The sequence below is a fragment of the Pseudomonas wadenswilerensis genome (assembly GCF_900497695.1).
Lineage (GTDB): Bacteria > Pseudomonadota > Gammaproteobacteria > Pseudomonadales > Pseudomonadaceae > Aquipseudomonas > Aquipseudomonas wadenswilerensis.
The window spans coordinates 129,374-145,791 of sequence record NZ_UIDD01000011.1 but is presented as its reverse complement, the minus strand read 5'-3'; the positions used below and the strand labels follow the sequence as shown (position 1 = coordinate 145,791).

The window sequence follows — 16,418 nt, the reverse complement described above, 5'->3', positions numbered from 1 at the left end:
CCAAGCATTTCCATTTGCACGGCATTGACATCTGTACGGACCCTCAGGACCTCTCGACGACGTGAACAACAACAACGTTTCCCCGCGTTCTTCCCGCTGGTTGCCCCTGGCCCTGGCACTGGCTGTCAGCGGCGGTATCGCCAGCGGCCATGCCGCCCCGGTGCCTGCCAGCATCCAGATCCAGGCCCAGCCGCTGGCTTCGGCGTTGAGCCAGCTGGGCCAGCAGACTTCGCTGCAACTGTTCTTCAGCCCCGAGCTGGTGGCGGGCAAGCAGGCGCCAGCGGTCTCCGGCAACCTGCAACCGGAAGAGGCGCTGCGGGCGTTGCTTGAGGGCAGCGGCCTGATCTACGAAATTTCCCAGGGCACCGTCGTCCTGCACCCGGCGCAGACTGCCGGGACCTTGACTACCGGCAGCCTGGAGCTGGCACCCACCGACGTCAAGGTCGTCGGTGACTGGCTTGGCAGCGCCGAAGAAACCGTGGTCCATAACCATCCCGGCGCACGTACCGTGGTGCGCCGCGAAGCGATGATCGAGCAGGGCGCATTGAACGTACGCGACGTGCTGCGCGGTGTGCCGGGGGTCCAGGTGCAGGACTCCAACGGCACCGGCGGCAGCGACATCGCCTTGAACGTCGGCGTGCGTGGCCTGACCTCGCGGTTGTCGCCACGCTCCACGGTGTTGATCGACGGCATCCCGGCAGCCTTCGCGCCTTACGGCCAGCCCCAACTGTCGATGGCGCCGATCTCCTCTGGCAACCTCGACAGCATCGACGTGGTGCGTGGCGCAGGTTCCGTGCGCTATGGTCCGCAGAACGTCGGCGGGGTGATCAACTTCGTCACCCGGGCGATCCCGGAAAAGGCCACCGGTGAGCTGTCGACCACGATGGAAACCTCCCGCCATGGCGGCTGGAAGCACATCGAGTCGGCTTTTCTCGGCGGCACTGCCGATAACGGCCTGGGCGCGGCGCTGCTGTACTCCGGGGTCAATGGCAACGGCTATCGCAGCAGCAACAACGATAACGATATCGATGACGTGTTGCTCAAGACCCATTGGGCGGTCACCGACAGCGACGAGTTCTGGCTCAATTTTCATTACTACGACGCCAAGGCCGACATGCCCGGCGGCCTGACCCAGGCCCAGTTCGACGACGACCCGTACCAGTCCGACCGCGATTACGATACGTTCAGCGGCCGACGCAAGGACGTATCCTTCAAGTACCTGCGCCAGATCGACGACGTCACCCAGTTCGAAGTGCAGACCTACTACACCGACAGTTTCCGTGGCAGCAGCATCGCTGCCCGCGACCAGAAGACCCTGTCGTCGTACCCGCGCAGCTACCACACCTTCGCCATCGAGCCACGGGTTTCACGGATCTTCTTCGCCGGCCCGACCACTCAGGAAGTCAGCGTCGGTTATCGCTACCTGAAAGAAGCGATGCACGAGCAGTCGACCCGCCTGGCGCTGATCAACAACGTGCCGACCGTGACCCCGACCTCCGACGGCCATGTGTTCCAGGACCGTACCGGCGGTACCGAAGCCAGCGCTTACTACATCGATGACAAGATCGATGTCGGCAACTGGACCATCACCCCGGGTATCCGCTTCGAGCACATCAACACCGACTGGCACGAGCGCCCGGTGCGCGGTACCAACGGCGTGCCCGTGCAGGAAAAGAACCGCAGCGTGACCAGCAACGAGCCGCTGCCGGCGCTGAGCGTGATGTATCACCTGTCTGACGAGTGGAAGCTGTTCGCCAACTACGAGACCTCGTTCGGCAGCCTGCAGTACTTCCAGCTCGGCCAGGGTGGCAGCGGCGACCAGACCGCCAACGGCCTGCAGGCCGAGAAAGCCAAGACCTATGAAGTGGGGACCCGCTACAACAACGGTACCTGGGGTGGTGAGCTGACCGCGTTCTACATCGACTTCGATGACGAGCTGCAGTACATCAGCAACGACATCGGCTGGACCAACCTCGGGGCGACCAAGCACCAGGGCATCGAAGCCTCGATGCACTACGACCTGTCGGGCCTTGATCCGCGTCTGCAGGGCCTGAGTGCCAATGCTGGCTTCACCTACACCCGTGCCACCTATGAAGGCGAGATCCCCGGCTTCAAGGGCCGTGACCTGCCGTTTTATTCGCGGCAAATCGTCAATGCCGGGCTGCGCTATGAGATCAATCGCTGGACCTGGAACCTGGATGCCTACGCCCAATCGAAACAGCGCGCACCGGGGACCGGCATGAATGCCGACGGCAGCTTCAACGGCAACTACATCACCGAGCCGAGTGCCGATGGCCAGTACGGCGACATTCCGGGCTACGTGACCTGGGCCGCGCGCGGCGGCTATGACTTTGGCAAGGAACTGTCGAACCTCAAGCTCGCGGCCGGGGTGAAGAACATCTTCGACAAGCAGTACTACACCCGCTCCAGCGACAACAACTCGGGGATCTACCTGGGTGAGCCGCGCACCTTCTATGTGCAGGCCAGTGTAGGGTTTTAGCCGCAGGGGCCGCTGGCAAGACCGGCTCCCACAGGGTGGGTGGACACCGGACCCTGTGGGAGCTGGCTTGCCAGCGATGCTTTGCAGCGTCAGGCCAGCGCTTGTGCCGGCGAGACAATGCAGGTCTTGCCCCCACGCGAACGCCCCGAACTCAGGTAGGCGGCGATCGATTCCTGGGTCACCTCGCCGAGGAACACCTGCTCGGCATCCAGCACCGGCAACCACGAGCGATTGAACTCGTACATCCGTGACAGCAGGATGCGCAGGTGCTCATCGTGCGACGCGGTGGCGTTGAAGGTGCGCAGAAAATCGGTGCAGCTGCCTTGCTGGCGATGCAGGTCGCGGCGGCGCACATAGCCCATGGCCTTGTTCTGCCCGTCGGTGACTACCAGGTAGCGACGGTCATGTTCGTCCATCAGCTCCAGGGCATCGGCCACCGGTGTTTCCGGGCTTACCGACGGCGCGTTGTCGGCGGCGTCTTCGGCACGCACCAGCAACAGGCGCTTGAGGGTGCTGTCCTGGCCAACGAAGTTGCTGACAAAGTCGTCCGCAGGATGGGCCAGCAGGGTGTCCGGGTGGTCGATCTGGATCAGCTTGCCGGCGCGGAAAATCGCAATCTTGTCACCCAGCTTGATCGCCTCGTCGATGTCGTGGCTGACCATGATCACGGTCTTGTTCAACGCCCGTTGCATCTCGAAGAATTCGTTCTGGATCATCTCGCGGTTGATCGGGTCGACCGCACCGAACGGCTCGTCCATCAGCAGCAATGGCGCATCAGCGGCAAGGGCGCGGATCACACCGATGCGCTGTTGCTGGCCACCGGACAACTCACGCGGGTAGCGTTGCAGGTACTGCTTGGGTTCGAGCTTGATCATGCTCATCAGCTCGCGGGCGCGCTCGTGGCATTTCTGCTTGTCCCAGCCGAGCAGGCGCGGGACCACGGTGATGTTCTCCTCGATGGTCATGTTGGGGAACAGGCCGATCTGCTGGATCACATAGCCGATGCGCCGGCGCAGGGTCACTTCATCCAGGCCGGTGGTGTCTTCGCCATTGATCAGCACCTTGCCCGAGGTGGGCGCGATCAGGCGGTTGATCATTTTCAGCGTAGTGCTCTTGCCGCAGCCGGACGGGCCGAGGAACACGCAGATCTCGCCTTCGTTGACGGTCAGGCTGACGGAGTCGACGGCTTTGACGTCTTTGCCGTTGGCGTGAAAGGTCTTGCTGAGGTTCTGGAGTTCGATCATTTGCGCAGTCCTTTTGGAGTCAGGGAGCGTTGCAGGGCTTGCAGCATGAGGTCGGCGAAGATGGCCAGGAGGCTCACCAGTACGGCGCCGACCAGCAGCATCGACATGTCGCTGCGGCTGATGGAGGTGAGGATGAGCACGCCCAGGCCACCGGCACCGATGGTTGCGGCGATGGTCATGACGCCGATGTTCATGACCACGGCGGTGCGTACGCCAGCGAGGATCACCGGCACGGCGATGGGTAGCTCGACCATGCGCAGGCGCTGGCCGAAGGTCATGCCGATGCCACGGGCGGCTTCACGAATGCCCGGCTCGACGTTGGTCAGGGCCAGGTAGGTGTTGCGCAGAATCGGCAACAGCGAATAGAGGAATACCGCCGTGATCGCCGGCAACGGCCCCAGGCCCTGGCCGAACTTGGAGTAGAACGGCAGCAGCAGGCCGAACAGGGCGATCGAGGGGATGGTCAGCAGCACCGTGGCGCTGGCCTGCAACGGGCCTGCGAGCGCTGGGAAGCGGGTCATGAGGATGCCCAGCGGAACGCCGAACAGAATCGCCAGGCTGACGGCGATACCGACCAGGGTGATGTGCTGCCAGGTCAGGTGCAGTACCTGGGCCCAGTCGAGGTGGGTAAAGGTATCGAGCATGTTATGGCTGCTCCTGTGCAGGTGGGTGCTGGCGCAGGTACTCGGCGGCGACTTTGCCCGGGCTCTGGTGCTCGACATCGACCTTGGCGTTGAGCTGGCGCATGGTCTCGTCGTCGAGCTGTTCGGCCAGTGGCTTGAGCAGGCTGGCCAGTTGCGGATTGGCGTCGAGTACGGCCTTGCGCACCACCGGCGCCGCGGTGTAGTCGGGGAAGTAGTGCTTGTCGTCTTCCAGCAGCTTGAGGTCAAAGGCGCTCAGGCGGCCGTCGGTGGTGTACACCAGGCCGCTGAACACCTGGCCGTTGCGCAGCGCGGTGTAGACCAGGCCGGCGTCCATCTGGCGGATGTCGCGGCGGGTCAGTTGCAGGTCGTAGGTTTCGGTCAGGCCCACCAGGCCATCGGGACGGTTGGCGAACTCGGTGTCCAGGGCCACCACGTGGGGGCGGTCCTTCTCGTCGCGCAGCAGCTGGTTCAGTTCGCTGATGCTGTTGATCTGCGGGTACTGCTCGGCAACCTTGCGCGGCAGGGCCAGGGCGTAGGTATTGCTGAACTTCGACGGCGTCAGCCAGATCAGGTCTTTCTTCGCATCCAGTTCCTTGACCCTGGCGTAGGTGGCTGCGGCGCTGGGCATGCGTTCGTCGACATGGTTGTAGGACACCAGCGAAACACCGGTGTATTCCCAGACCATGTCCAGCTGGCCGGTTTCGTGGGCGCTGCGGGCAAGGTTGCTGCCCAGCCCGCCGGTGATGCGTACGTCGAAGCCGTTCTGGTTGAGGTACTGGGCGGTGATTTCAGCCAGCACCGTCTGCTCGGTGAAGACCCGCGCACCGAGGCGGATCACAGGTTTGCTGGCGGCCTGGGCAAATCCTGCGAACAGCAGGGCCGCGCCCAGCAACAAGGCGATTCTTTTCATGAGAGTTCCTTCGCTTAGTGGGCCAGGCCGCGTTCAAGCCAACGGCGGCTGGACTGCGCCACCAGGGCGTCGAGCAGCAGGGCGAGCAGGGCGGTACAGGCCGCGCCAAGCAGCAGTTGCGGCTGATTGTTCAGGGCAATGCCGGGGAAGATCAGGCTGCCCAGGCTATTGGCGCCAATCAGGAACGACAGCGGCGCAGTCCCGACGTTGATCGCCAGCGCCACCCGTACACCGCCGACGATGATCGGCACGGCGTTGGGCAGCTCGACCCGCCAGAGGGTCTGGCGCGGGGTCATGCCGATGCCGGTGGCGGCTTCCTTGAGCGAGGCGGGAACGTTTTTCAGGCCTTCGTAGGTGTTGCGCACGATCGGCAGGAGGGAGGCGAGGAACAGCGCGAAGATCGCGGGACCGGCGCCAATGCCCAGGAAACTCAGGGCAATGGCCAGAACGGCCAGAGGGGGGATGGTGTTGCCAATGTTGAAAAACTGCATGAAGCGTTCGGCGCGGTCGACCCGGTGGGGTCGACTCAAGGCAATCCCAGCGGGTATGCCCACGGCTAACGCCGCCACCATCGACAGCAACACCAGCATCAGGTGCGCTTGCAGGTAGAACCACAGATCGGCGCGGTAGTGCGCGATCGTATCGATGCCGATCCAGTGGATCAGCAGGGCCAGGATGACGAGCACGAAGGCACATCCCATCAGCCCCTTGCCATAGCTTTTAGCCACAGGCGGACTCCTTTTGTTGTCGGCGAACACACTCCCGTGGCGGCCACCATTCCAGGCGGCAGGCAGTGTGATCGCGATAAGCAGCGCGTTGTCCGGAAACGGAGCGGAACACGCCATAAGCGAAGCCTCGTCAGGCTCGTAGTGCCGGTGAAACCAACCCTGACGAACGGTCATGACCGATTGCGGATCAGGGGAGTGGACGCCTCCACAGCCGTAAAGGTTCCCATCTGAAGCGGCATTTGGCCAGCGCTGATTAACCCAACGGTTCAGTTCGGGGGCAAATTTGGGCTATAATCTGCGCCCTTTTTTTGAATCACCTGCCAGGCGATTTCCCATGACCAACCAGGCCGCCGAAGTCGCGAAACGCCGCACCTTCGCCATTATTTCCCACCCCGATGCGGGTAAGACCACCATCACCGAAAAGCTCCTGCTGATGGGCAAGGCAATTGCCGTCGCCGGTACGGTGAAATCGCGAAAGTCCGACCGCCATGCCACCTCCGACTGGATGGAAATGGAGAAGCAGCGTGGTATCTCCATCACCACCTCGGTGATGCAGTTCCCCTATCGCGAGCACATGATCAACCTGCTCGACACCCCGGGCCACGAAGACTTCTCGGAAGATACCTACCGTACCCTCACCGCCGTCGACTCGGCGCTGATGGTGCTCGACGGCGGTAAAGGGGTCGAGCCACGGACCATCGCCCTGATGGACGTCTGCCGCCTGCGTGATACGCCGATCGTCAGCTTCATCAACAAACTTGACCGTGACATCCGCGACCCGATCGAACTGCTCGATGAAATTGAAGCGGTCCTGAAGATCAAGGCCGCACCAATCACCTGGCCGATCGGTTGCTACCGCGATTTCAAGGGCGTGTACCACCTGGCGGGCGACTACATCATCGTCTACACCCCGGGCCACGGCCACGAGCGCACCGAGGTGAAGATCATCGAGAAGCTCGACTCCGATGAAGCCCGCGCCCACCTTGGCGACGAGTACGAGCGCTTCCTCGAGCAACTGGAACTGGTGCAGGGCGCCTGCCACGAATTCGACCAGGGCGAATTCATGCGTGGCGAGCTGACCCCGGTGTTCTTCGGTACCGCGCTGGGCAACTTCGGTGTCGACCACGTGCTCGATGCCGTCGTCGACTGGGCGCCACGCCCGCTGCCGCGCGAGGCCAACGAGCGCGCCGTCGAGCCGACCGAAGAGAAGTTCAGCGGTTTCGTGTTCAAGATCCAGGCGAACATGGACCCCAAGCACCGCGACCGTATCGCCTTCATGCGTATCTGCTCGGGCCGTTACGAAAAAGGCATGAAAATGCGCCACGTGCGCACCGGCAAGGACCTGCGCATCGGCGATGCGTTGACCTTCTTCTCCTCCGAGCGTGAGCAGCTGGAAGAGGCCTGGGCCGGCGACATCATCGGCCTGCACAACCACGGCACCATCCAGATCGGCGATACTTTCACCGAAGGCGAGGCCCTGGGCTTTACCGGTATTCCGCACTTCGCTCCGGAACTGTTCCGCCGCGTGCGCCTGAAAGACCCGCTCAAGTCCAAGCAACTGCGCCAGGGCTTGCAGCAACTGGCTGAAGAGGGCGCGACCCAGGTGTTCTTCCCGGAGCGCAGCAACGACATCATCCTCGGCGCCGTCGGTGTGCTGCAGTTCGATGTGGTCGCCAGCCGCCTGAAGGAAGAGTACAAGGTCGAGTGTGCCTACGAGCCCATCACCGTCTGGTCGGCGCGCTGGATCAGCTGCGACGACAAGAAGAAGCTCGAGGAATTCAAGAACAAGGCCGTGGAAAACCTGGCCATCGACGGCGGTGGTCACCTGACCTACCTGGCTCCGACCCGGGTCAACCTGGCGCTGATGGAAGAGCGCTGGCCGGATGTGAAGTTCCGCGCGACCCGCGAGCATCACTGATTGTCATACCCCGCCGCCTTCGGTGCGGCGGGGTTGCCTCCCTCATGGGTGCAGTTCTGCGCCTAACCGGTAGATCAGCAATGCCAGGCTGTCGGCATTGGACAGCATGATCTGCGCGCGTTTTTCGCTGTCATTCAAGAACACCTGGCGGGCCTGGTTGAGGTCCCGGGTGCCGGTGATCTTGATCGGTTGCCGATGCCTTGCGTAACCAGAGCGGTGCATGGGCAGCAACAGCCTGCGCCTTGGCCCGCTCCCGCAGGCTACCCAGGCCCCCGGCAATCTCGTCACGTTCGCTGTAGTAGCGGTTGAGCGCTTTGACCACATTGCCCGGCAGCCGGGCAGCGATGGCCCGGTCGTACGGCGCCAGAACCTGTGTCTGGCGTGACGGCAGCGGAGCGGGTGCAAACGAGATGTCGAGGCGTTCGGCCAGGCCACTGATCAGGGTCAGCAGTTGCTGCTGGTAGTCGCGGCTCAGATGTTCGTCGCGGATCAATTCCTGTTGCAGTATGAAACGGTCCCGGTGGTAAAAGGCAACCGGGGGCCGATCCCCGCGGCAATCGCTGGAGATTGCCGCGGGCAAGCAGGACAGGGGTGTTACTTATATCAATTGCCGGCCTTGATGCTGGTCCAGATCCGGGTGCGGATACGGTCGATCTTCGCCGGCATCGCTTCCAGGGCGTAGAGCTTGCCGAGCATCTCGTCGCTCGGATAGATCATGGTATTGGCCTTGAGCGCGGGGTCGACCAAGGGGTCGGCCTTGAGGTTGCCGTTGGCGTATTGCACATGGTTGCTGATGTTGGCCATCACCTCAGGCTGCAGCAGGTAGTTCATGTAGGCGTAGCCGGCTTTTTCGTCCGGGGCGTCGGCCGGCATGGCGACCATGTCGAACCACATCGGCGCGCCTTCCTTGGGGATCGAGTAGCCGACCTTCACGCCGTTGTTGGCTTCTTCGGCCCGGTTCCTGGCCTGCAGCACGTCGCCGGAGAAGCCCACTACCACGCAGATGTCGCCGTTGGCCAGGTCAGCGGTGTACTTGGAGGAGTGGAAGTAGCTGATATACGGGCGCACCTTCATCAGCAGTTCCTTGGCCTTGTCGTAATCCTTCGGCTGCTGGCTGTGGTGCGGCAAACCCAGGTAGTTGAGGGCGATGGGCAGCAGTTCCGGGCCGTTGTCGAGCACCGCCACGCCGCAGCTTTTCAGCTTGCTGATGTACTCGGGCTTGAAGATCAGGTCCCAGGAATCCACCGGGGCATTGTCGCCCAGCACCGCCTTGACCTTGTCGATGTTGTAGCCGATCCCGGTACTGCCCCACAGGTAGGGGAAGCCGTACTGGTTGCCCGGGTCGTTGACCTCCAGGGCCTTGAGCAGCACCGGGTTGAGGTTTTTCCAGTTGGGCAGCTGGCTTTTGTCCAGTTGCTTGAGCGCCTTGCCCTGGATCTGCCGGGCCATGAAGTGGTTGGACGGGAACACCACGTCATAGCCGGAGTTGCCGGTCATCAGCTTGCCGTCGAGGGTTTCGTTGCTGTCGAACACGTCGTAGGTCGGCACGATGCCGCTGGCCTGCTGGAAGTTCTTCAGGGTGTCGGGGGCAATGTAGCTGGACCAGTTGTAGATTTTCACCGTATCGGCCGCCTGGGCGATGGAGGCGGCCAGCAATAGTGGTGCGAAGAGCAATGGGCGCATGTCTGGATTCCTTGCTTGGTCTGTTTTTTATCGAAGGAGGCAGGCGATCAAATGATCAGAAAATCAGCACGTAGGTCTTGCGCACGGTCTCCTGGATATCCCAGATGCCGGTGCTGTTGGCCGGCAGCAGGATGGCGTCGCCGGCTTCAATGGTCAGCGGTTCGCCGCCGTCAGGGGTGAAGGTGCAGCGGCCCTTGATGAAGTGGCAGAACTCCTGCTGGACGATCTGCCGGCGCCAGCGTCCCGGGGTGCATTCCCAGATGCCGGTTTCGACGCCATCGCTGCGCTCGACGCAGGTCACCGAGGCGATCGAGACCGGCTCGCCGAGCGGCACGGCCACCGGGTTGGATTCGTCCAGGGTGACGCTGTCGGTGTTCTTGAACTGGGTAATGCTCATACCGGTGAGTCCTGTGCAGGGGGATCGAAAAATCAGCGCATGAAACCTTCCATGAAGTCCGCCACGCCGCTGGCCAGGCGTCGGCGCCAGGGGGCGCTGGACGGGTTGGCGAGGGTCTGGTCTTCATGGACGAAACTCTTGATGATCGCGTTGTAGCCCAGCCAGCGGCAGGGTTCCGGCTCCCAGCCGGGCAGGCTGTGCAGGGCACGGTCGTGGCTGGCCCAGGGTTGTTCGGTGAGCACGCCGCGCCGCTCAAGAATCAGATCGGCCAGGGTGCGTCCACCGAGGTTGCTGGCGCCAACGCCTTCGCCGCCGTAGCCGCCGGCCAGGGCAATGCTCTGTTTGCGGTCGCAGAACATGTGCGGTGCAAAGCGCCGGGCCATGCCCAGGTTGCCGCCCCAGGCGTGGGTGATGTTGACGTTCTTCAGTTGCGGGAACAGTTCGCCGAACAGGTAGCGGCGCAGCTCGATTTCGCTGCTGGTGAGGTCGAAGTTCTCGCGCAGGCGTCCGCCGAATCGGTACCCCCCGCGCGCGCCAAACACCAGGCGGTTGTCAGCGCTGCGCTGGCCGTAAGTCACCTGGCGGCTGTTCTCGCTGAAAGCCTGGCCACGGTTGAGGCCGATCTGATCCCAGATCTGTTCGGGCAGCGGCTCGGTGGCCACCAGCAGGCTTTGTACCGGCAATTGATAACGGCCCAGCGGCGGCAGGTTGACCGAGTAGCCCTCGACCGCCGGTACCAGCCACTGGCATTTGACCCGCGCTTGCAGGGTACGTATTTCGCCAGCGCGCCATTGGGTGACGGGGCTGTTCTCATAGAGTTTCACCCCCATGGCCTCTACCGTGCGGGCCAGGCCACGCACCAGTTTGGCCGGCTGGATGGTGGCGACGTTGGGATTGAAGATTGCGCCATAAGGGCGGCTGATGCGCAGCTCTGGCGCCAGCTCGCTGGGGCTAAGCCAGCGGTAGTCGGCTTCGGTCAGGCCCTGTTTGTAGAGTTTGTTCAGGTACGCGCGCAGGCTGGTTTCCTGCTCGGGGTAGCGCGCTGCGCAATACAGCACGCCACCTTTGCGGTAGTCGCAGTCGATGCCTTCGCGTTCGAGCACCTGGGCAACTTCATCGGGGATGCCGTGCAGCAGGTCGTAGGCGGCGCGCCGCTGTTCGGGCGTGCAGCCGGCGAGCAGGCGGTCTTCGCCCAGCAGGTTGCCCATCAGCCAGCCGCCATTGCGCCCGGAGGCACCAAAGCCTGCAATCTGCGCTTCGACGATGGCGATGTTCAGCTGCGGCGCCAGGCGCTTGAGGTAGTAGGCGGTCCACAAGCCGGTATAGCCAGCGCCGATGATGCAGACGTCGACGTCCAGGTCCTGTTGCAGCGCCGGGCGGGCGCTCAACGGCTCATCGAGTTGGTCCATCCACAGGCTGATACTGCGCCATGCCAGCATTGTTCGGCTCCACATTGGTAACGGTCTGTGGCGATCCTAGAAGCTTGCGGGGCGCTGTGTCTTACGTGCGTGCACGCAGAGAATTCTGCTTCACATAGGCCTTGGGCGACAGGCCGGTGTGCTGGCGAAAACACTTGTAGAACGCCGACAGCGAGTTGAAGCCGGCGGCAAAGGCCAGTTCGTCGATGCGTGCGACCGTGGAGGTGGCACCAAGGCTGGTCAGCAGGTGTTGCAGGCGAGCCTGGTTGACGTAGCGGTAGAAGCTCTGGCCGAGCACCTGGTTGAGCAGGTAGGAGATCTGGTTGCGGCTGTAGCCGCTTTCGCGGGCAACGCGCTGCAGGTCGAGTTCCGGGTCGAGGTAAGGTTGCTGGCGCTGGAAGTACTGCTCCAGGTCCTGGGCCATGAAACTCAGCTGGCGCGGTGACAGGCCCAGGCGGCTGACTGCCGGGCGCAGGTCGTTGTGGCCGGGGTCCTGGCTGGGGGTGCGAACCAGCGAGGCGTACTCGTTGACCCGCCAGACCAGCCCGTCGCGCACGGTGATCGCTTCGCTGGACTGGAACGCCACCAGGCCCTCGCCACCACGCAGGGTGACCTGGTACTGGATGAAGGCGGTGCAGCCGTCGACACGTATGCGATCGCTATGGACGATATCTTCATCGGCTTCGCCGGGCATGCTCACGCGCACGTATTCGCGCAGCTCATCCAGGTGCAGGACGCGGTTCTGGAAGTAGTCGTTGTACTGGATATCGGGGTGATACAAGGCCATGACCCCGTCGAGGTCGCGATGCTTCCAGCACAGGTGGTAGCGCAGGACGGTGGCGGCGGTTTCCGGGGTTTGTTCCGGGCCGTCGGGGATTGGGTCTGGGGTCATTGACTGATAGTGCCCCAAGGCTGATCAAGGCTCAACTGCCGTTGGGGCCGCTGCGCGCTCCAATCGCCGGCAAGGCCGGCTCCCACAGGGTCCGGGACACAGGGATCCTGTGGGAGCTGGCGTTGCCAGCGATGGGCTGCAAAGCAGCCCTTAGAGGAACTGCTCGGCGTAATGGCACGCCACCTGCCGCGTCCCCACCTGCCTGAACGCCGGCTCCTCGGCAGCACAACGCTCAGTGGCATACGGGCAACGCTTGTGGAAGGCACAGCCAGGCGGCGGGTTGAGCGGGTTGGGCAGCTCGCCGGCGATCTTGATCTTCGGCTTGAGCGGGTCCGGATGAATGGTTGGCGTGGCCGACAGCAGCGCCTGGGTGTAAGGGTGCAGCGGCTTGCTGTAGATGTCCTCCTTGGGGCCCATTTCCGCTGGCCGGCCCAGGTACATCACCAGCACCTGGTCGGCCACATGGCGCACTACCGCCAGGTTGTGGGAGATGAACACATAAGCGGTGTTGAACTCTTTCTGCAGGTCCATGAACAGGTTCAGCACCTGGGCCTGGATCGACACGTCGAGGGCCGAAGTCGGCTCGTCGGCTACCAGCACTTTCGGTTGCAGCATCATCGCCCGGGCCAGGGCGATACGCTGGCGCTGACCACCGGAGAACATGTGCGGGTAGCGCTGGTAGTGCTCGGGGCGCAGGCCGACCTGCTGCATCATCGCCTGGACCTTTTCGCGGCGCTCGGCCTTGGACAGCTTGGTGTTGATCAGCAGCGGTTCGCCCAACTGGTCGCCGATCTTCTGCCGCGGGTTGAGCGAGGCGTAAGGGCTCTGGAACACCATCTGCACGTCCTTGCGCAGTTGCTTGCGCTCGGCCTTGTTGGCCCCGGCGACTTCCTGACCGGCAATCTTCAGCGAGCCGGACGACGGCTCCTCGATCAGGGTCAGGGCCCGGGCCAGGGTCGACTTGCCACAGCCGGACTCGCCAACCACGGCCAGGGTCTTGCCCGCTTCCAGTTCAAAGGACACACCGTTGAGTGCACGTACCAGGGCATGGCCCTTGAACAGGCCACGGGAAACTTCATAGTGACGGGTCAGTTCACGGGCGGTAAGGACGACGGTCATTACGCCACCTCCTGGTTCAGCGGATAGAAACAACGCACCAGGCTATGGGCCTGGGGATCGAGGGTCGGCCGTTGCCGACGGCAGCTGTCCTGCACATAGGGGCAGCGCGGCGACAGCAGGCAACCCTCGGGGCGGTCATAGCGACCGGGGACGATACCTGGCAGGGTCGCCAGGCGCTCGGCGCCTTCACTGTGCTCGGGAATCGCCGCCAGCAGCGCTTCGCTGTAGGGGTGCGCAGGCACGTCGAACAATTCCGGCACCTGGCCGACTTCCACGGCCTGCCCTGCGTACATCACGCACACGCGCTTGGCGGTTTCGGCAACCACGGCGAGGTCGTGGGTGATCAGGATCAGCGCCATGTTCTGCTCTTTTTGCAGGTTGAGCAGCAACTCCATGATCTGCGCCTGAATGGTCACATCGAGGGCGGTGGTCGGTTCGTCGGCGATCAGCAGTTTGGGTTCGCCGGCAATCGCCATGGCGATCGCCACCCGCTGGCTCATGCCACCGGAAAGCTGGTGCGGGTAGGCGTCCAGGCGGCTTTCGGCGCCGGGGATTTCCACCTTCTTGAGCAATTCCAGGGCACGCTGGCGGGCGGCTTTGCCACGCAGGCCGAGGTGCTGGCGCAGCACTTCTTCGATCTGGAAGCCCACGGTGTAGCTGGGGTTGAGGGCGGTCATCGGGTCCTGGAAGACCATCGCCATATCCTTGCCCACCACCTTGCGCCGTTGCCGGCCGCTGAGCTTGAGCATATTGGTGCCGTCGAAGGTCAGGGCATCGGCGGTGATCCGCCCCGGCGCGTCGATCAGGCCCATCAGTGCCATCATGGTTACCGATTTGCCCGAACCCGATTCGCCGACGATGGCCAGCACTTCACCTTCATTGACCGTGAGGTCCAGGCCGTCGACCACCGGTACCGCGTTGGCGTCGCCAAAGCGCACATTCAGATTTTTTATTTGCAGAAGTGACATGGCGATCTCCTCAGGCGGCATTCTTGAGTTTCGGGTCCAGCGCATCGCGCAGTCCGTCACCCATCAGGTTGATTGCCAGCACGCTGAGCAAAATGGTCAGGCCAGGCAGGCTCACGACCCACCAGGCGCGTTCGATGTAGTCGCGGGCCGAAGCCAGCATGGTGCCCCACTCGGGGGTTGGCGGCTGCACACCAAGGCCGAGGAAGCCCAAGGCGGCGGCGTCGAGGATCGCCGAAGAGAAGCTCAGGGTGGCCTGGACGATCAGCGGCGCCATGCAGTTGGGCAGCACGGTGACGAACATCAGCCGTGGCAGGCCGGCACCGGCCAGGCGTGCGGCGGTGACGTAGTCGCGGTTCAGCTCGCCCATTACTGCCGCGCGGGTCAGGCGCACATAGGACGGCAACGAGACGATGGCGATGGCGATCACGGTGTTGATCAGGCCAGGGCCGAGGATGGCGACAATCGCCACGGCCAGCAGCAGCGAGGGCAGGGCCAGCATCACGTCCATCAGGCGCATGATCGACGGGCCGAGGATGCGCGGGAAGAATCCGGCCAGCAGGCCAAGGAAGATCCCCGGGATCAGCGAGATCACCACCGACGACAGGCCGATCAGCAGCGACAGGCGCGAGCCCTGGATCAACCGCGAGAGCAGGTCCCGGCCGAGCTCATCGGTGCCGAGGATGAACTGCCAGTTGCCACCTTCGAGCCATACCGGCGGGGTCAGCAGGAAATCACGGTACTGCTCGCTGGGATTGTGCGGTGCCACCCAGGGGGCGAACAGCGCGCAGAACACGATCAGGCTCATGAACATCAGGCCGGCGACCGCGCCCTTGTTGCGTGAAAAGGCCTGCCAGAACTCCTTGTACGGCGAAGGGTAGAGCAGGCTCTGGTCGACAGCGGTGGCCGGGGTGGTGACAGATTTCGGAAGTGGGGTAGTCATGACGGGGCCCTCAGCGCTGATGACGGATGCGTGGGTTGGCCAGGCCGTAGAGGATGTCCACGACGAAGTTGACCAGGATCACCAGGCAGGCAATCAACAGGATGCCGTTCTGTACCACGGGGTAGTCACGGGCGCCGATGGCTTCGATCAGCCACTTGCCGATGCCCGGCCAGGAAAAGATGGTTTCGGTCAGTACCGCACCGGCAAGCAGGGTGCCGACCTGCAGGCCGAATACTGTCAGCACCGGGATCAACGCGTTGCGCAGGCCGTGCACGAACACCACGCGGGCCGGAGACAGGCCCTTGGCCCGGGCCGTGCGGATGTAGTCTTCACGCAGCACTTCGAGCATGGAGGAACGGGTCATCCGTGCGATTACCGCCAGCGGAATGGTGCCGAGCACGATGGCCGGCAGGATCAGGTGCATCAGCGCATCCTTGAAGGCGCCTTCTTCGTCGCTGAGCAGGGTATCGATGAGCATGAAGCCGGTTTTCGGCTCGATGTCGTAGAGCAGGTCGATGCGTCCGGAAACCGGGGTCCAGCCCAGGCTCACGGAGAAGAACATGATCAGGATCAGGCCCCACCAGAAGATCGGCATCGAGTAGCCGGCAAGCGAGATGCCCATGACCCCGTGGTCGAACAGCGAACCCCGCTTGAGCGCGGCAATTACCCCGGCCAGCAGGCCGATCACGCCAGCGAAAAACAGTGCCGCCATGGCCAGTTCGAGGGTCGCCGGGAACAGCGCGAGGAACTCGGTCCAGACGCTTTCGCGGGTGCGCAGCGATTCGCCAAGGTCACCCTGGGCGAGCTTGCTGACGTAGTCCAGGTACTGTTCGGGCAGCGGCTTGTTCAGGCCAAGGCGTTCCATGGCCTGGGCGTGCATTTCCGGGTCGACCCGGCGCTCGCCCATCATGACCTCCACCGGGTCGCCGGGTATCAGCCGTATGAGCGCAAACGTCAGCAAGGTGATGCCGAAGAAGGTCGGGATCAGCAATCCCAGTCGCCGGGCAATAAAACTAAACATCTTCTGGAGTACCTCATCAGCCGGTCAGGCATGCCC

At 63.3% G+C, this 16,418-nt stretch carries 15 protein-coding genes; 2 read left to right on the top strand and 13 right to left on the bottom strand.

Annotation, left to right across the window (positions count from 1 at the left end; genetic code table 11):
* Positions 1-61 precede the first annotated feature (61 nt).
* Positions 62-2,500, top strand: a complete 2,439-nt coding sequence (locus CCOS864_RS23460) for a TonB-dependent siderophore receptor (protein ID WP_115088625.1) — start codon at positions 62-64, stop codon at positions 2,498-2,500.
* Positions 2,501-2,589: 89 nt separating this feature from the next.
* On the opposite strand, the gene CCOS864_RS23455 is transcribed toward CCOS864_RS23460, so the two are convergent.
* Genes CCOS864_RS23455 through CCOS864_RS23440 form a run of 4 tightly spaced genes read right to left on the bottom strand, consistent with a single transcriptional unit; the run spans position 2,590 to position 6,026 of the window.
* Positions 2,590-3,744 (bottom strand): osmoprotectant ABC transporter ATP-binding protein OsmV, encoded by a 1,155-nt coding sequence (locus CCOS864_RS23455; RefSeq protein ID WP_115088624.1) that lies wholly within the window; start codon positions 3,742-3,744, stop codon positions 2,590-2,592.
* Positions 3,741-4,388 carry an ABC transporter permease gene (locus CCOS864_RS23450; protein WP_115088623.1) on the bottom strand — a complete coding sequence of 216 codons (648 nt, stop codon included), beginning with the start codon at positions 4,386-4,388 and terminating at the stop codon, positions 3,741-3,743. The genes CCOS864_RS23455 and CCOS864_RS23450 overlap by 4 nt, the downstream gene beginning before the upstream one ends.
* A gap of 1 nt (position 4,389) precedes the next feature.
* A complete protein-coding gene (locus tag CCOS864_RS23445) occupies positions 4,390-5,298 on the bottom strand; it encodes a glycine betaine ABC transporter substrate-binding protein (protein ID WP_115088622.1) in 909 nt (302 codons plus the stop codon).
* 14 nt (positions 5,299-5,312) lie between these two features.
* On the bottom strand, positions 5,313-6,026 hold the full coding sequence (locus CCOS864_RS23440) for an ABC transporter permease (protein WP_115088621.1): 714 nt from the start codon (positions 6,024-6,026) through the stop codon (positions 5,313-5,315).
* Between the two features lie 334 nt (positions 6,027-6,360).
* Between CCOS864_RS23440 and CCOS864_RS23435 the strand changes: the two genes are divergently transcribed.
* Positions 6,361-7,944: a peptide chain release factor 3 gene (locus CCOS864_RS23435; RefSeq protein ID WP_010223431.1), complete on the top strand. Its 1,584-nt coding sequence runs from the start codon at positions 6,361-6,363 to the stop codon at positions 7,942-7,944.
* Positions 7,945-8,074: 130 nt separating this feature from the next.
* Here the strand turns inward: CCOS864_RS23435 and CCOS864_RS23430 are convergent, their stop codons facing one another.
* The 9 genes from CCOS864_RS23430 to CCOS864_RS23390 all read right to left on the bottom strand — a co-directional run bounded on the left by CCOS864_RS23430 (position 8,075) and on the right by CCOS864_RS23390 (position 16,382).
* Complete coding sequence (locus CCOS864_RS23430; protein WP_115088620.1) at positions 8,075-8,437, bottom strand: hypothetical protein; 363 nt, start codon at positions 8,435-8,437, stop codon at positions 8,075-8,077.
* A gap of 110 nt (positions 8,438-8,547) precedes the next feature.
* A complete protein-coding gene (locus CCOS864_RS23425) occupies positions 8,548-9,627 on the bottom strand; it encodes a polyamine ABC transporter substrate-binding protein (protein ID WP_115088619.1) in 1,080 nt (359 codons plus the stop codon).
* Positions 9,628-9,682: 55 nt separating this feature from the next.
* Positions 9,683-10,024: a cupin domain-containing protein gene (locus CCOS864_RS23420; RefSeq protein WP_115088618.1), complete on the bottom strand. Its 342-nt coding sequence runs from the start codon at positions 10,022-10,024 to the stop codon at positions 9,683-9,685.
* A 32-nt stretch (positions 10,025-10,056) separates the two neighbouring features.
* On the bottom strand, positions 10,057-11,463 hold the full coding sequence (locus CCOS864_RS23415; protein ID WP_115088617.1) for an NAD(P)/FAD-dependent oxidoreductase: 1,407 nt from the start codon (positions 11,461-11,463) through the stop codon (positions 10,057-10,059).
* Between the two features lie 61 nt (positions 11,464-11,524).
* Entirely contained in the window at positions 11,525-12,334 is an 810-nt protein-coding gene (locus CCOS864_RS23410; protein ID WP_115088616.1) for an AraC family transcriptional regulator, read from the bottom strand.
* A gap of 150 nt (positions 12,335-12,484) precedes the next feature.
* Positions 12,485-13,453, bottom strand: a complete 969-nt coding sequence (locus CCOS864_RS23405) for a peptide ABC transporter ATP-binding protein (protein ID WP_115088615.1) — start codon at positions 13,451-13,453, stop codon at positions 12,485-12,487.
* Positions 13,453-14,421 carry an ABC transporter ATP-binding protein gene (locus CCOS864_RS23400; RefSeq protein ID WP_115088614.1) on the bottom strand — a complete coding sequence of 323 codons (969 nt, stop codon included), beginning with the start codon at positions 14,419-14,421 and terminating at the stop codon, positions 13,453-13,455. The genes CCOS864_RS23405 and CCOS864_RS23400 overlap by 1 nt, the downstream gene beginning before the upstream one ends.
* A 10-nt stretch (positions 14,422-14,431) precedes the next feature.
* Positions 14,432-15,361, bottom strand: a complete 930-nt coding sequence (locus CCOS864_RS23395; RefSeq protein WP_036993939.1) for an ABC transporter permease subunit — start codon at positions 15,359-15,361, stop codon at positions 14,432-14,434.
* A gap of 10 nt (positions 15,362-15,371) precedes the next feature.
* Positions 15,372-16,382, bottom strand: coding sequence for an ABC transporter permease subunit (locus CCOS864_RS23390; protein ID WP_036993941.1), 1,011 nt, complete (start codon positions 16,380-16,382; stop codon positions 15,372-15,374).
* Positions 16,383-16,418: the final 36 nt, after the last annotated feature.

Excerpts from the sequence above, each read along its gene's own strand:
- CCOS864_RS23405 (WP_115088615.1), bottom strand. The coding sequence starts at position 13,453 with ATGACCGTCGTCCTTACCGCCCGTGAACTGACCCGTCACTATGAAGTT.
- CCOS864_RS23410 (WP_115088616.1), bottom strand. The coding sequence starts at position 12,334 with ATGACCCCAGACCCAATCCCCGACGGCCCGGAACAAACCCCGGAAACC.
- CCOS864_RS23420 (WP_115088618.1), bottom strand. The coding sequence starts at position 10,024 with ATGAGCATTACCCAGTTCAAGAACACCGACAGCGTCACCCTGGACGAA.
- CCOS864_RS23395 (WP_036993939.1), bottom strand. The coding sequence starts at position 15,361 with ATGACTACCCCACTTCCGAAATCTGTCACCACCCCGGCCACCGCTGTC.
- CCOS864_RS23450 (WP_115088623.1), bottom strand. The coding sequence starts at position 4,388 with ATGCTCGATACCTTTACCCACCTCGACTGGGCCCAGGTACTGCACCTG.
- CCOS864_RS23425 (WP_115088619.1), bottom strand. The coding sequence starts at position 9,627 with ATGCGCCCATTGCTCTTCGCACCACTATTGCTGGCCGCCTCCATCGCC.
- CCOS864_RS23390 (WP_036993941.1), bottom strand. The coding sequence starts at position 16,382 with ATGTTTAGTTTTATTGCCCGGCGACTGGGATTGCTGATCCCGACCTTC.
- CCOS864_RS23455 (WP_115088624.1), bottom strand. The coding sequence starts at position 3,744 with ATGATCGAACTCCAGAACCTCAGCAAGACCTTTCACGCCAACGGCAAA.
- CCOS864_RS23415 (WP_115088617.1), bottom strand. The coding sequence starts at position 11,463 with ATGCTGGCATGGCGCAGTATCAGCCTGTGGATGGACCAACTCGATGAG.
- CCOS864_RS23445 (WP_115088622.1), bottom strand. The coding sequence starts at position 5,298 with ATGAAAAGAATCGCCTTGTTGCTGGGCGCGGCCCTGCTGTTCGCAGGA.
- CCOS864_RS23435 (WP_010223431.1), top strand. The coding sequence starts at position 6,361 with ATGACCAACCAGGCCGCCGAAGTCGCGAAACGCCGCACCTTCGCCATT.
- CCOS864_RS23400 (WP_115088614.1), bottom strand. The coding sequence starts at position 14,421 with ATGTCACTTCTGCAAATAAAAAATCTGAATGTGCGCTTTGGCGACGCC.